The sequence below is a fragment of the Acidovorax sp. Root402 genome (assembly GCF_001425125.1).
GTDB classification, from domain to species: domain Bacteria; phylum Pseudomonadota; class Gammaproteobacteria; order Burkholderiales; family Burkholderiaceae_C; genus Acidovorax; species Acidovorax delafieldii.
In genome coordinates this window covers 33444-47045 of the sequence record NZ_LMDQ01000015.1, presented here as the reverse complement: position 1 = coordinate 47045, position 13602 = coordinate 33444, and the positions used below count along the sequence as shown (strand labels likewise).

Annotated in this window: 14 protein-coding genes; 11 read left to right on the top strand and 3 right to left on the bottom strand. The window is 68.6% G+C overall.

The window, feature by feature from the left end; translation table 11 throughout:
• The first annotated feature begins 85 nt into the window (after positions 1-85).
• The 5 genes from ASC83_RS17135 (at position 86) to ASC83_RS17115 (ending at position 4379) form a co-directional block, all read left to right on the top strand.
• Entirely contained in the window at positions 86-1348 is a 1263-nt protein-coding gene (locus tag ASC83_RS17135; protein ID WP_056065273.1) for a cation:proton antiporter, read from the top strand.
• Complete coding sequence (locus ASC83_RS17130; RefSeq protein WP_056065271.1) at positions 1338-2465, top strand: YbdK family carboxylate-amine ligase; 1128 nt, start codon at positions 1338-1340, stop codon at positions 2463-2465. Before ASC83_RS17135 ends, ASC83_RS17130 begins: the two co-directional genes overlap by 11 nt.
• A 56-nt stretch (positions 2466-2521) precedes the next feature.
• Positions 2522-3496 (top strand): thiamine-phosphate kinase, encoded by a 975-nt coding sequence (gene thiL / locus ASC83_RS17125; RefSeq protein ID WP_056065269.1) that lies wholly within the window; start codon positions 2522-2524, stop codon positions 3494-3496.
• A 121-nt stretch (positions 3497-3617) separates the two neighbouring features.
• A complete protein-coding gene (locus ASC83_RS17120) occupies positions 3618-3821 on the top strand; it encodes a DUF2892 domain-containing protein (protein ID WP_056065267.1) in 204 nt (67 codons plus the stop codon).
• 6 nt (positions 3822-3827) lie between these two features.
• Entirely contained in the window at positions 3828-4379 is a 552-nt protein-coding gene (locus ASC83_RS17115; RefSeq protein ID WP_056065265.1) for an RNA polymerase sigma factor, read from the top strand.
• A gap of 22 nt (positions 4380-4401) precedes the next feature.
• Here ASC83_RS17115 and ASC83_RS17110 read toward each other — a convergent pair whose 3' ends face one another.
• The 3 genes from ASC83_RS17110 to ASC83_RS17100 all read right to left on the bottom strand — a co-directional run bounded on the left by ASC83_RS17110 (position 4402) and on the right by ASC83_RS17100 (position 8126).
• Positions 4402-5742 carry a ferric reductase-like transmembrane domain-containing protein gene (locus tag ASC83_RS17110; RefSeq protein WP_235509405.1) on the bottom strand — a complete coding sequence of 447 codons (1341 nt, stop codon included), beginning with the start codon at positions 5740-5742 and terminating at the stop codon, positions 4402-4404.
• Positions 5743-5870: 128 nt separating this feature from the next.
• The gene (locus tag ASC83_RS17105) at positions 5871-7052 is read right to left on the bottom strand and encodes a hypothetical protein (protein WP_056065263.1); all 1182 of its coding nucleotides are present in this window, start codon (positions 7050-7052) and stop codon (positions 5871-5873) included.
• 33 nt (positions 7053-7085) lie between these two features.
• The gene (locus ASC83_RS17100) at positions 7086-8126 is read right to left on the bottom strand and encodes an NAD-dependent epimerase/dehydratase family protein (protein WP_056065260.1); all 1041 of its coding nucleotides are present in this window, start codon (positions 8124-8126) and stop codon (positions 7086-7088) included.
• A gap of 142 nt (positions 8127-8268) precedes the next feature.
• On the opposite strand from ASC83_RS17100, the gene ASC83_RS17095 reads away from it, so the two are divergent.
• The 6 genes from ASC83_RS17095 (at position 8269) to ASC83_RS17070 (ending at position 13566) form a co-directional block, all read left to right on the top strand.
• Positions 8269-9153 (top strand): LysR family transcriptional regulator, encoded by an 885-nt coding sequence (locus tag ASC83_RS17095; RefSeq protein ID WP_056065258.1) that lies wholly within the window; start codon positions 8269-8271, stop codon positions 9151-9153.
• A gap of 68 nt (positions 9154-9221) precedes the next feature.
• Positions 9222-10892: a DUF4139 domain-containing protein gene (locus tag ASC83_RS17090; protein ID WP_056065256.1), complete on the top strand. Its 1671-nt coding sequence runs from the start codon at positions 9222-9224 to the stop codon at positions 10890-10892.
• A gap of 110 nt (positions 10893-11002) precedes the next feature.
• Entirely contained in the window at positions 11003-11482 is a 480-nt protein-coding gene (locus ASC83_RS17085) for a universal stress protein (protein WP_056065254.1), read from the top strand.
• 18 nt (positions 11483-11500) lie between these two features.
• On the top strand, positions 11501-12025 hold the full coding sequence (locus ASC83_RS17080; protein ID WP_056065252.1) for a phosphatidylglycerophosphatase A: 525 nt from the start codon (positions 11501-11503) through the stop codon (positions 12023-12025).
• Positions 12025-12552: a CinA family protein gene (locus tag ASC83_RS17075; RefSeq protein ID WP_056065250.1), complete on the top strand. Its 528-nt coding sequence runs from the start codon at positions 12025-12027 to the stop codon at positions 12550-12552. Before ASC83_RS17080 ends, ASC83_RS17075 begins: the two co-directional genes overlap by 1 nt.
• 108 nt (positions 12553-12660) lie before the next feature.
• Entirely contained in the window at positions 12661-13566 is a 906-nt protein-coding gene (locus ASC83_RS17070; RefSeq protein ID WP_056065248.1) for an alpha/beta fold hydrolase, read from the top strand.
• The last annotated feature ends 36 nt before the right edge of the window (positions 13567-13602 follow it).

Below are 13602 nucleotides of genomic sequence, written 5' to 3'. Positions count from 1 at the left end.
GCACCCCGTCCCATCTGCGGAGGGCCTGTGCGCAGGGGCCTCCACTCCAACGGGCAGCGCCCGTCTGACGCAGAGGTCCGATGACATGAATGAAATCCTGAGCTTTTGGGCGCAGTGGCTGCGCCCCTCGGCCGGGCTGCCCACGGTGCAATGGTCACTGCTGCTGGCGGTAGCCGCCATGGCAGGCTATCTCACCCAACGCCACACCGGCCTGCCCAAGGTGGTGGGCTATTCGCTGGTGGGCACGGCAGCCGGCCTGGCAGGCTTCAGCGGCGCGGTCTGGCCGCTGCAGGGCATTGGCCTGTTCCTGCTGGAGCTGGGCGTGGCCATTGTGCTGTTCGAATGTGGCGGCCGTATACCGCTGCGCTGGTTCCGCCACAACCCCATGGTGCTGGTGCAGAGCATTGCCGAATCGGTGCTGACCTATTTCGCGGTGTACTGGGTGCTGGTGTGGCTGCAGCTGCCGCCCCAGGCGGCTGGCCCGCTGGCCCTGGTGGCGCTGGCGGCATCTCCCGCGGTGCTGACCCGTGTGGTGGCCGACACCCGTGCCGCCGGCCCGGTGACCGAACGCGCCATTGTGCTCACCACGCTCTCCACGCTGTATGCCCTGACCCTGGGCAGCGCCAAGGCAGAACTCATCAACCGCCAGAGCCTCACAGTGCTGGAGGCCGTGTCGCCCGTGGTGGTGGTGCTGGGCGTATCGATCGTAGTGGCCGCCGTGCTGGCCCTGGTGCTGCGCATGGCGCTGCGCTTCATGAGCCCCACCAGCGAAAACACCTCCATGCTGTTCCTGGCCCTGGTGGCTGCAGGCACGGCAGTGGCCGCTCACATGGGGGGCTCGGCACCACTGGCCGCGCTGCTAGGGGGCATGCTGCTCAAGCAGCTCAACCCGCGCCCCTGGGCCTGGCCGCGGCAACTGGGCAATGCATCGTCGCTGCTCACCATGCTGATGTTCGTGCTGGTTTCCACCGTGGCGGCCCAGGCCGACTGGAGCGCGCCCGTGGCCGGCGTGGTGCTGGCCCTGATTGCCGTGCGCCTGCTGGCCAAGGCCACCGGCGTGGCGCTGGGCAATGTGGGCAGCGGCGCCAGCTGGAAGCAGGCGCTGTGGGTGGGCTGCGCGATGACCCCCATGTCCTCCATCGCCCTGCTGATCGCCTCGCAGTTTGTGCTCGCGTCGCCTTCCACCGGCCATGTGATCGCGGGTGTGGCGCTGCCCGCCATCTTGCTGATGGAGGTATTTGGTGCCGTCATTGCCACCGTGGCCATCTACCGTGCGGGCGAAAGCTCCAAACCCTGGGCACCCCTGACCCGCAGCAACAACAACGGAGAGTCCCCCCGTGAGTCTTGAAGCCTTCACCCATTCCGAGCCGCTGACGCTGGGCGTCGAGCTGGAGCTGCAGCTGGTCAACACCAACGACTACGACCTGGCGCCCTACGCCGAGGACATGCTGCGCCTCATGAAGAAAACCCCGCTGCCCGGTAGCGTGGTGCCCGAGATGACGAACAGCATGATCGAAATCTCCACTGGCATCTGCCACTCGGCCAGCGAGGTGCTGGGCCAGCTCACGCCCATTCGCGATGCGCTGGTCAAAAGCGCCGACAAGCTCAACATTGCCGTGGTGGGTGGCGGCACGCACCCGTTCCAGCAGTGGCACGAGCGCCGCATCTACGACAAGCCGCGCTTTCGCGAGCTGTCCGAGCTGTACGGCTACCTGTCCAAGCAGTTCACCATCTTCGGACAGCACGTGCACATTGGCTGCCCGGATGCGGATGCGGCGCTGCTGATGCTGCACCGCATGTCGCGCTACATCCCGCACTTCATTGCGCTGTCGGCGTCCAGCCCCTATGTGCAAGGGCAGGACACGGCATTTGACTCGGCCCGGCTCAACTCGGTGTTCGCGTTCCCCTTGTCGGGGCGCGCACCGATGGCACTGACCTGGGACGACTTCACGACCTACTTCAACAAGATGACCCGCACGGGCGTGGTCAAGAGCATGAAGGACTTCTATTGGGACATCCGCCCCAAGCCCGAGTTCGGCACCATCGAGATCCGCGTGTTCGACACGCCGCTCACCATCGAGCGCGCTGCGGCCCTCGCGGGCTACGTGCAGTCGCTGGGCGCGTGGTTCCTGGCCGACCAGCCCTTCATGCCCGAAGAGGACGACTACCTCGTGTACACCTACAACCGCTTCCAGGCCTGCCGGTTTGGCATGGACGCGGTGTATGTGGACCCGGCCACGGGCGACCACATGCCGCTGCGCGAGCACATCCTGCGCACCATGGACAAGATCGCAGGCCACGCGGCCGTACAGGGCGCATCAAGCGCCATGCACATGCTGCGCACCGAGGTCGAGGCGGGGCAGAACGATGCCCGCTGGCTGCGCCAGCGCCAGAGCGAAGAGCAGCTGCTGGCCGAGGTAAGCCGCCAGGCAGCGCAGCGCTTTCGCGGCGCGGCAGCCGGCTGAGAATCTGGCACGCCCCTCCACCAGCTGCCCGCTCTTATCCCACTCACAATCGGGGCATGGGTGAATTTGACTTGATTGCGCGCTACTTCACGCGCCCCGTTCGCCACGCCGTGCTGGGCGTGGGCGACGACTGTGCCTTGCTGGCACCGCGCACCGGCATGCAGCTGGCCATCAGCAGCGACATGCTGGTGGAGGGCCGCCACTTCTTTGCCGACGTGGACCCCGAAGCCCTGGGCCACAAGGCGCTGGCCGTGAATCTGTCAGACCTGGCGGCGTGTGGTGCCAAGCCGCTCGCGTTCACGCTGGCCCTGTCACTGCCCCGGGTCGATGAGGCCTGGCTGGCGGGCTTCTCGCGCGGGCTGCTGGCGCTGGCCGATGCCCACGGCTGCGAGCTGGTGGGCGGCGACACCACGCAGGGCCCGCTCAACATCTGCATCACCGTGTTTGGCGAGGTACCCACCGGCCAGGCCCTGCTGCGCAGCCGCGCACAGCCCGGCGACGACATCTACGTGAGTGGCACGCTGGGCGACGCCAGGCTGGCGCTGGAGGCGCTGCTCGGCCACATCGCCCTGCCCGCCGAGGCGCTGGCCCGCGCCCGCCAGCGGCTGGAGCGCCCCACCCCGCGCGTGGCCCTGGGCCTCGCCCTGCGCGGCGTGGCCACCAGCGCCATGGATGTGAGCGACGGGCTGCTGGGCGACCTGTCGCACATCCTCCAAGCCTCGGGGGCAGGGGCCTGCATCGACACCTCAAAAACTATACATTTGATAGCAGCAAAGACATATTCGACTAGCGCAACCAGCCCATTGCCCCCTGAACTGGTCCACCAATGCACCTTGGCGGGCGGCGACGACTACGAGCTGGCCTTCACCGCCCCGCGCGCGCGGCGTGACGCGGTGGCCGCCTCGGCGCAGGCAAGCGGCACGCCCGTCACCCGCATCGGCACCGTGCTGGCTGAGCCAGGCCTGAGGCTGGTGGACGCGCAGGGGCAGGCGGTGGAGAACCGTTACGCCTCGTTCGACCATTTCCGGTGACGGGTGGTGGCAGGCAAAAATTTTTTTGCAACCCATGAATCCTTTTGCGCAACCAGCCGCTCTTGGTAGGGAAGGCGCCCTGTGTCGGCGCCTTCATTTCCCCACCAAGGAGTTTTTCACCATGCTGTACCGCAAGAACATCACCCGCCCCGAAAGCCTGCTGCGCGTTGCAGGGGGCGTCGCCCTCATCGCTGCAGGCCTGTGGTGGATGTCCGCATCGCCCCTGGGCCTGGCATTGGCCGCCTCGGGCGTTGGCAGCATCCTGAGCGGAGCGTTTGGCTACTGCCCCGCCTGTGCCATGGTGGGCCGCAAACCTGTCGAGTGACCGCCCATGGCCACCACCCACCCAGCCCCCACCGTGGCCCAGTTGCTGCCCGCTGCACGCAGCGGTGACGCGGCGGCCATGGAGCAGCTGCTGCGCCTCACCCGTCCCGACATCCGCCGCTACGCGCTGCGCCACTGCGCGGCCACCACGGCGACGGACGACGTGGTGCAGGAGGCGCTCATCATCGTGTACCGCCGCGTGGGCGCGCTGCGCGAGGTGGCGGCGTTCGGCGGGTGGGTGGTGCGCATCGTGCAGCGGCTGTGCATGCAGCCCATGCTGGCCTGGCTCAAGGGCGAGCCGCTGGCACAGGTGGAAGACAACCTCGCCTGGTCGCACCGCCCCGACCACGAACTGCGCCATGACCTTGCCCTGGCCATCGACTCGCTGCCGCCCCTGTACCGCGAGGCCCTGCTGATGCGCGACTTCGAGGAGCTGACCATCGAGGAGATGGCGCAGCGGCTGGGTGTGACGCGCGAGGCGGCCAAAAGCCGCCTGCACCGCGCGCGGGCCCTGGTGCGGGAGTACCTGGCACCCACGGACCGCACCGGCACCACGTAGCGCTGCGGCGCAGAGAACCGCCTCAGCGCATCTGAAACAGCTCCTGGTGAAAGCGCGCAGGCGAACGCCCCAGCTGCGCCATGCCCTGGCGCACCGCCTCGGCAAAACCCTGCGGTCCGCAGAACCACACACTCGCCGCCGGGCTGGTGCCCGCGAGCAACGCTGCGGGTGTCACGGGCCCGGCGTTGTCGCTGTAGTGAATCTCCAGCGTCACGCTGGGCAAGCGGGCACACAGTGCAGCCATGCGCTCGGCAAACACCGCCTCGCCCGCATGGCGCACACAGTAGTGCAGGTGCACCCGGGGCGCCAGCGCGGGCGTGGACTGCATCGACTCCAGCCAGGCCATGAACGGCGTGGCGCCAATGCCTGCGGCCACCCACACCTGCTCGGTGGCGCTGTCGCCGCGAAAGTCAAAGCAGCCATACGGCCCCTCGATGCTCACCGTCTGGCCCGGCTGCACCTGCAGGGGCAGCTGCCCCGTGTGGTCGCCCAGCGCCTTGATGGCAAACCGCAGCACGCCGTTGCCCTGGTCAGCATTGAGCAGGGTGAAGGGGTGCGCCCCTTCGGCACGGCCAAAGGTGACAAACGCAAACTGACCGGCCGCATGCTTCCAGCGACTGGCGGGGCTGACCTGGCAGGTCACTTCCAGCACCCCAGCCCCTTGGGGCGACACGCTCACCACACGGGCCGCATGGCGGCGGCTGCGCCCGATGGCCCCGGCCAGCGAGCGCACTGCGCACAGCACCCCCACCAGCGTGCACAGGCCCACCAGCACACCCGCAGGCTGCTGCCACCAAGCGGGCGGCGTGAGCACCACAGCATGGAAGGCCAGCACCAGGTACACCACGGCCAGCAGCTTGTGCAGGTAGCGCCACACGTGGTACGGAAACCGCTGCCACAGCGTGATGACCAACATGGCCGCGAGGAACCACACAGCCCATTCCCCCATCTCCTCGGCCAGGTGGCGGAAGGTGTTGAGCCACCAATCCGCGCGCGGCGCGCGCACTGGGCGGCCTACCCAGTCAGCCAGCAGGCTGCGCGACAGCTGAAGCCCGTAGTGCAGCAACGCCAGCACAATCGCGCCGATGCCCGCCCACTTGTGCAGGCGGTAGCTCTTGTCCAGGCCACCCAGCGGTTTTTCCAGCCACGCGGGCCGCACGGCCAGCACCATGATCAGCGACATCAGGCCCCAGGCCGCCACCCCGGTGAGCAGGATCAGCTGGTTACGCCACCACCAGACATCGCCCCACGCGGGCGGTGCAGGCTGGGGCACGATCAAAGCCAACATCCACACGCCGATGGCCACCGCCAGAGTGCCCCCCAAAACCTTCTTCCACATCACCAGCCCCACTAATTGTTGCAATGCAGCAACTGTAGAAACCCGCGATGAACGCCACCTGAACAGTGTGTGAAGCAGCGGCAAAGCGCGCCAGCTTGTGGCCGGAGGTTGATCTGCATCAGCCCTTTGCGCAGGTGCTGCCCTCCTCGGAATCAAGCCTGCACAAAACGCGCAAGCGGCCTGCGCGGCGTGGCAGGCACCTCGCCCTGCGGGTAACCAATGCGGCAGAACATCTGCACGGTGGGCTCCTGGGGCGTGCGCGGCGCTGGACGCCCCAGCACCAGCTGGTGCACGTGCTCGAAGTGCGGGGCCATTTCGGCAAACTCCTGCGCCGCCTGGCTCATGGGGTGCATGCCCACACCCAGCGCCGTGGCCTGCAACTGCTGGCGCACATACAGGCGCCCGGTATGGATCTGGTCGCTGCGGGTGTTGGGGCCGGTGATCCACACAAAACCCATGGCCGTGCGGCTATGGCCCTCAAAACGCCCCATGGCGCTTTTGTAGGCGGCGCTGCCTTCGGCCGGGGGCTGGGTGCGGTCGAACATGCCCAGAGCGTCCACGGCGCGCACAAAGGGCGAGTTGATCGAGATGCCGTCGCGGTGCTGCAGGATTTCGCCTGGCCCCACGCGGGTGAGCTGGATGCTTTCCATCATGGTGCGCGGCGTGAGCAGCTCTACCCGGGCAGATTCCCAGCACAGCGTGCGCAGCGCGGGCAACTGGTCGGCGCTGACGGTGCCGCCCACGCGCAGCGGGGCTTCAGCCGGGGCGCTGCCCAGCAACTGGGCCAGCACCCCGGGCGCGATGGCCCGGGTGGTATCGAAATCCGTCTTGGGCGTGCGGCGCAGCAGCACCTGCGCAAACAGCGGGTCGGGCTGGCCACCAGGCTTGAGGGTGATGCGCGCCACGGGACGGTCGTCCCAGTCCTTCAGGGCCGCAGGCATCTCGCCCTGTGGCCACAGCAACACCTCGCTGGCCACGCCTTGCTGAGCCAGCGCCATCACCAGCAGCTCCAGAAACGCGCCATGGCCGATAAGGATCTGGCGCCCCCACGGATCCGTCTGTGGCAGCACCCGCGCAGGGTCGGTGCGCAGGGTGATGACACCGCTCTCGCGCAAATCCACCAGCCAGGGCTGCAGGTTGTGCGAATTGGGTGCGGTGATGGCATAGGCCACGGCACGGCGGCGCAGGTCGGTCTCGCCCACCGGACCTTTCCAGGCCTCCACCGCCTCGGCGGGATAGTGCGAGCCCACGGCACCACAGGCGACCAGCGTGCCCACAGTAGCGGCGGCGATGGTGCCGCCCCCTGCCAAACGGATGAAGTTGCGACGGTTCATGAGAATGCTCCGGTGGTTCAAGAGGTGATGCGGTCAGGCCAGCGCGGCGCGGATTGAACGGGTGGACACCAGCCCCAAATCGACCAGCGCCTGGCGCACGGCCTGATCGAAGGGGGTGTGTGGCTCGTCGCCGATGAGCGCGCGCAGGCGGGTGTTGTCCAGACGGTGGGGCGTGCGCCACAGATAGCGCATGTCCGCCAGCGCAGCGAACGTGGGGGCCACCAGCCCCATCACGCGCAGCAGCGGCCACGGCAACTGGCCCACCCGCAGCGCGCCCGCATCGGGCAACCAGCCCTGCTCTGCTGCAATGGCCGTGAAGCTGTGCAGCCACTGCTGCGCGGTAACGTGGTGCCCAGCGAAATGCAGGCACTCGAAGACGGCCAGCCGGTCACGCTCTTGCGCCACGCGCACGAAGGTGCGGGCCAGGTCGGGCAGGTAGGCCCAGGGCGTGGCTACGTCCAGCGGGCCGGGCCAGGTGATGCGGCCCCGGGGCAGGTCCTTGGCAATGGCCTGGTCGATCCAGCTGCCCGTGCCGCTGCCAAAGAAGTCCCCGGCGCGCAACACCACAGCACGTATCTCGCCCTGTCGCGTGGCGGCCTGCAGCCGCTGCTCCAGCTGCACCCGCATGCGGCCCTTGAAACCGGTGGCGGCCTGGGGCGTGTCTTCGCGCAGTACGGGCGGCATGGCTTCGCCAAAGTTGTAGACGTTGCCCGGCAGCATCAGCGTGGCGCGCAGCTGGCGGGTGACGGCGATGGCCGCCTCCATCAGCACCGGGGCCTGCTCGCGCCAGGCCTTGTGGGTGTAGGCAGGGTTGAGCGCATGCACCACCACCTGCGCGCCCTGTGCCTGGGCCGCCAGCGCGGCAGTGTCTTCCACTGCCACCGGCATCCACCACACGCCAGGAATGGCGGGCAATGCAGCGCTCTGCGCACTGGGGCGCACCTGGGCCAGCACCTGCCAGCCTGCCTGCGCAAAGGCGCGGGTGGCCGCCAGTCCCAGCCGCCCCCGGGCGCCCAGGATCAACACGGTGGAGGGATTGTCCGTGCAGTGTGGAAAACGGGTGTGGGTGATCATCTGAGGGCTCCATTCACAAGGGATGGAGCGATTGTGAAAACGCCGGCACCGTTACACAATTGGCTAAGTATTCATATCAGCAATGCAAATATGAATACCTCCAACCACACTCCTGCCGCCCCATTGCGGGCACGCTATTGCCATGAACCAGACCTTTGACTGGAGCCTCGTGCAGTCCTTCCTGGCCGCACTCGACCAGGGTAGCCTGCTGGGCGCCGCCCGTGCGCTCAACGCCAGCCAGCCCACCATCGGCCGCCACATTGCCGAGCTGGAATCGCAGCTGGGCGTGGTGCTGTTTGAGCGCACCGGGCGCGGCCTGCTGCCCACGGCCACGGCGCTGCGGCTGGCCGAATCGGCCCGCGCCATGGAGATGGGCGCCCACCAGCTCGCACGCAGCGTGTCGGGCGCGGAGGAAGGCGTGACGGGCACCGTGCGCATCACCGCCAGCCAGCCCGTGGCCTGCGTGCTGCTGCCGCCCGTGCTGGCGCACATGCGCCAGGCGCTGCCCGAGGTGCAGGTGGAGCTGGTGGCCAGCAACCAGGTCACCAACCTGCTGCGGCGCGAGGCCGACATCGCACTGCGCATGGTGCGCCCCGACCAGGCCAGCCTGGTGGCCAAACGGATCGGCGCGGTGACGCTGGGCGCCTACGCCCACCGCGACTACCTGCGCCGCAAGGGCACACCCCGCCAGCCGCCCGACCTGCTGCAGCACGAGCTGGTGGGCAACGACCGGCACGAGGACATCCAGCAAGGTTTTGCCGCCATGGGCTATCCGGTGGAACGCGGGCACTTCGCGTTCCGCACCGACGACCTCATGGCCTACTGGGAGGCTGTGCGCGCAGGGCTGGGCATTGGCTTTGTGGGCAACTACCTGGCCCGCACCGACCCGAACGTGGTGGCCGTGCTGCCCATGCTGCCCCTGCCCGATCTGCCCATCTGGCTCACGGTGCACCGCGAGATCCGCACCAGCCGCAAGATCCGGGCGGTGTATGACTTTTTGGCGGCGGAGGTGCCTCTGGTGCTGTGAACCACCAGCGGCTCACTGCCTGGCTGCTAGCATCCCACTCCCTTTGTCCATTGCGCCCAAGGAGCCCCATGCGCCCCGTGAGCCCCCCATTCCCCTTCCTTCACCTTCCAGCGCGCCCCGCACTGCTGGTACTGGGCTTGGCCGTCCTGGCCCCGCTGTCTGCAGCCGCCCAAGACACCTCCCGCATCGCCCGTGTCACCGTCTACCCCGGCAGCGCCACGGTAGAGCGCGTGGCCAAGGTGGCCGCTGGCGCACGCAGCCTCACGCTGGCCTGCCTGCCCGCGTCGCTGGATGTGCAAAGCCTGCAGATCAACGCCGACCCCGCCGTGCGCGTGGGCGAGTTCAATGTGCTCACCGAAGACCGCGACGTGGCGGCAGGCTGCGCCAGTCCGCTGGACGGCCGCATCCGCGAGCTGGAGGACCAGATCGCGGGGGTGAAGGCCGAGGCCTCGGCCCTGCAGCTGGTGGACGGCTATCTGCGCAGCGTGGCGCAAACCGGCGCGGGCCCGGAGTCGGCAGCGCCTGCCACTTCCGCCCCCCGTGCTGCCACACCGACGCCCGCACAGATCACCGCCACTGCCGAGGTCCTGCGCAAATCCGGGCAGGACAGCTTTGCACGCGCGCACCAACTGCAACGCAAGCAGGAGGCGCTGGAGCTGGCCCTCAAGCCCCTGGTGGCCGAGCGCGACCGTGTGGCCAGCCAGCGTGCGCGGGTGGTGTCCGTCACCCTCAACCTGGCCGCCGAGCGCGAGGCCGAGCTGCGCCTGTCTTACCAGGTACGCGGCCCTGGCTGGCAACCCACCTACCGTGCCACGCTGGATGCCACCAAATCCACCGTGCTGATCGAGCGCCAGGCGCTGGTGGCGCAAAACAGTGGCGAAGACTGGAGCAACGTTCAACTGACCCTGTCCACCGGCCAACCAGGCCGCGCCACGCAGGGCCGCTTGCCGCGCGAATGGACGCTGGATGTGGCCCCGCCGCCGCGCCCCGTGGCCGCAGCCGCCCCCGTGATGGCAATGGCGGCAGCGCCTTCGCCCGTGGCACGCTCGCGCAACGCGGTCGAGGAGGCCATGCCCACCTTCGACGTCAGCACCCTCGACAAGGGTTTTGCCACCGAGTTCGCCGTGCCGCAGCGCATCACCGTGCCATCAAGCGGCCAGCGCGTGACGCTGGCGCTGGGCAACCACACGGCCCCCGCCACGCTGATCACCCGCACAGCCCCCGCCGTGGAAGAAGCCGCCTACCTGGTGGCCCACATGGCCCAGCCGCCGGGCGTGTGGCCCGCAGGGCCAGCAGGCCTGTACCGCGACGGCGCGTTTGTGGGCAACGGCCGCATCGACTTTGGCGCGCCCAGTGCGGGCGCCCCAGCCGGCAGCACCAGCCTGTCATTTGGCCGCGATGAGCTGGTCACCGTACGGGCCGAGCCCGTGCAGGATCTGACGGGCAGCAGCGGGTTTACCGGCTCGCGCGTGGAGCGCAAGACGCGCCGGGCCTACAGCGTGGAGAACCGCCACAAGACGGCCATCACGCTGCAGGTGCTGCATGCCGCACCGGTCTCGCGCAACGAGAAGATCGAGGTCGAATCGCGCTACCAGCCCCAGCCGGCGGACACGGCCTGGAACCGCACGCCCGGCACTGTGGCCTGGCAACAGCCCGTGGCCGCAGGGGCCACCGCGCAGTTCAGTGCCGAGCACACCATCCGTTACCCCAAGGACGTGGAGCTGATCGAACGCCAGTGACCTTGGAGACACAGTGACTGGCCCTCTGAACGTCCCGCGCAACAGCGGGTCGGTCACAATCCGTCACAGCGCCTACCACGGCGCCAACGAGCCCCCCGGAGCCCGCCGCCATGAGTTACCAACACCTCCTCGTTGCCGTTGACGGCAGCCCCACCGCCGACCACGCCGTGAGCGAAGCCACGGGCCTGGCCAAAGCCACGGGCGGACGCATTCGCCTGCTGAACGTGATGGACCCTGTGGCCCACATCAGCGGTTTTGAGCGACCCGAGGTTTACAGCCAGGAGGTGCTGCCCCGCCTGCGCCAGGCCGGCGAGGCCTTGCTGCGCCGCGCCAAGGAGCGCGTGGCGCAAAGCGGTGTGCCGGTGGACACCGTGCTGATCGAAAACCTCGACGCCCGGGTGGCTGACCTGGTGGTGGAACACGCGCGGGCCTGGGGCGCCGACCTGATCGTGCTGGGCACCCACGGGCGCCGTGGCCTGGCACGCGTGCTGATGGGCAGTGATGCCGAGCAGATTGCCCGCACCGCCCCCGTGCCCGTACTGCTGGTGCGCCTGCCTGCCGGGGCAGACGGCGGTGCCGCCAGCGCCTGATCAATTTTCCGTCGCGACATGACCGCTTCCGAGCCACTGCCACCCCTGGCCCCCCTGCGCCCCAGCGTGCGCTTCATGCTGTCCCACCCCGCCCACTTCATGGCGCTGGGCTTTGGCGCGGGCCTGGCCCCCAAGGCGCCAGGCACCGTGGGCACGCTGTGGGCCTGGCTGGCCTACCTGGTGCTGCAGCAGTGGCTGAACCCGCGGCAAATGGGCCTGTTGATCGTGATCAGCACCGTGGTGGGCTGGTGGGCCTGCACCACCACAGCGCGCCACATGCGCGTGGCCGACCCCGGCAGCATCGTGTGGGACGAAGTCGTGGCCTTCTGGCTGGTGCTGTGGCTGGCCATGCCCATGGGGCTGTGGGGGCAGGTGGTGGCGTTTGGGCTGTTCCGCTTTTTTGATGCTGCCAAACCTGGCCCGGTGGGCTGGGCCGACAGCCTGTTCAAGGGCTTTGGCTGGCGCGGGGGCTGGGGTATCTTGTGGGACGACTTTGTGGCAGCCTTCTGTACCTTGCTGGTCATCGCACTGTGGAGGTTCTGATGGCACCCACGTCACTATCAAAAAGTGAGCTGCTAGCGCAGGAAGTGCAAGCGCTTGAGGCCAATTTGACGCAAATATCGCTGCGTTTGCTGGCCCGCCGCCACATGCTGGCCACTGCCGAGAGCTGCACCGGCGGCATGATCGCCGCCGCCTGCACCGACCTGTCGGGCTCCAGCCAGTGGTTCGAGCGCGGCTTTGTGACTTATTCCAACGAGGCCAAGGCCGAGATGCTGGGGGTGCCCCCCGGCCTGATCGAGCAGCACGGTGCGGTGAGCGAGCCTGTGGCACGCGCCATGGCCGATGGTGCGCTGACCCACTCGCGCGCGCAGGTCAGCCTGGCCGTGACCGGCGTCGCGGGCCCCACAGGCGGCACCGAGACCAAGCCGGTGGGCACCGTGTGGTTTGCCTGGTGCGTGGGCGGCGAAACCCACAGCGAGATGCAGCACTTTGCCGGGGACCGCGCCGCCGTGCGCACGGCCACGCTGCGATACGCCGTGAAGCGGCTGCTGAGCCTGCTGCCTGCCTGACCTCGCTGGCAAGATCCCCGGCCCCGGCCCCGGCCCCGGCCCCGGCATGGGCGGCCGCTGTCGTCCACAAGACAGGACTCCACCCGCCCCTTGCCACACCATACGGCCATGACAACGACACCCTCCTGGTTTGACGGCTTTGCCACCCGGCGCATCACCACCTCGGGCGCGGAGATCTTTGTGCGCACCGGCGGCACCGTGGGCGCGCCCCCGCTGCTGCTGTTGCACGGCTTTCCGCAAACGCATGCGCTGTGGCACCGCGTGGTGCAGCAATTGGCACGCGACTACTGTCTGGTGCTGCCCGACTTGCGTGGCTATGGCGACTCATCCCACGCGCCCGGCCTGCCCGACCACAGCAACTACAGCAAACGCGCCCTGGCGCAGGACATGGCCGAGGTGATGACCACGCTGGGCCACGACACGTTCTACCTGTGCGGCCACGACCGGGGCGGCCGTGTGGCCCACCGCCTGGCGCTGGACCACGCCGCGCGCGTGAAGAAGCTGTGCGTGATCGACATCGCCCCTACGCTCGACATGTACGCGCGCACCGACATGGAGTTTGCGCGCGCCTATTACCACTGGTTCCATCTGATCCAGCCCGCGCCGCTGCCCGAGACCATGATCGGCGGCAACGCCCGCGCCTACCTGCACGCCAAGCTGGGCGGCTGGGGCAGCGCGGGCCTGGCCCACATCGAGCCCCAGGCCCTGGCCGATTACGAACGCTGCTTTTGCACACCCGAAGCCATCCACACCGCCTGTGAGGACTACCGCGCCAGCGCGGGCGTCGACCTGGACCACGACCGTGACAGCCGCGCGCGCTGCGAAAAAATAGCGTGCGACACCCTCGTGATCTGGGGTGCGCACGGCGTGGTGCACCGGCTGTTCGATCCGCTGGCACTCTGGCAGGCGCAGTGTGCGGGCGTGGTCACTGGCCAGGCCGTGCCGGCGGGGCACTTCATTCCTGAACAATTGCCCGGCGAAACCGCCGAGGCACTTCGCAGCTTCATGCGCTGACGGCCCGGTCCCATTCGGCCCGAAGGGGCAATCGAA

What these genes read in the sequence shown, in the direction of transcription:
- ASC83_RS17135 (WP_056065273.1), top strand. Translation starts at nt 86, where the DNA reads ATGAATGAAATCCTGAGCTTTTGGGCGCAGTGGCTGCGCCCCTCGGCC.
- thiL (WP_056065269.1), top strand. Translation starts at nt 2,522, where the DNA reads ATGGGTGAATTTGACTTGATTGCGCGCTACTTCACGCGCCCCGTTCGC.
- ASC83_RS17120 (WP_056065267.1), top strand. Translation starts at nt 3,618, where the DNA reads ATGCTGTACCGCAAGAACATCACCCGCCCCGAAAGCCTGCTGCGCGTT.
- ASC83_RS17115 (WP_056065265.1), top strand. Translation starts at nt 3,828, where the DNA reads ATGGCCACCACCCACCCAGCCCCCACCGTGGCCCAGTTGCTGCCCGCT.
- ASC83_RS17105 (WP_056065263.1), bottom strand. Translation starts at nt 7,052, where the DNA reads ATGAACCGTCGCAACTTCATCCGTTTGGCAGGGGGCGGCACCATCGCC.
- ASC83_RS17100 (WP_056065260.1), bottom strand. Translation starts at nt 8,126, where the DNA reads ATGATCACCCACACCCGTTTTCCACACTGCACGGACAATCCCTCCACC.
- ASC83_RS17095 (WP_056065258.1), top strand. Translation starts at nt 8,269, where the DNA reads ATGAACCAGACCTTTGACTGGAGCCTCGTGCAGTCCTTCCTGGCCGCA.
- ASC83_RS17090 (WP_056065256.1), top strand. Translation starts at nt 9,222, where the DNA reads ATGCGCCCCGTGAGCCCCCCATTCCCCTTCCTTCACCTTCCAGCGCGC.
- ASC83_RS17085 (WP_056065254.1), top strand. Translation starts at nt 11,003, where the DNA reads ATGAGTTACCAACACCTCCTCGTTGCCGTTGACGGCAGCCCCACCGCC.
- ASC83_RS17080 (WP_056065252.1), top strand. Translation starts at nt 11,501, where the DNA reads ATGACCGCTTCCGAGCCACTGCCACCCCTGGCCCCCCTGCGCCCCAGC.
- ASC83_RS17075 (WP_056065250.1), top strand. Translation starts at nt 12,025, where the DNA reads ATGGCACCCACGTCACTATCAAAAAGTGAGCTGCTAGCGCAGGAAGTG.
- ASC83_RS17070 (WP_056065248.1), top strand. Translation starts at nt 12,661, where the DNA reads ATGACAACGACACCCTCCTGGTTTGACGGCTTTGCCACCCGGCGCATC.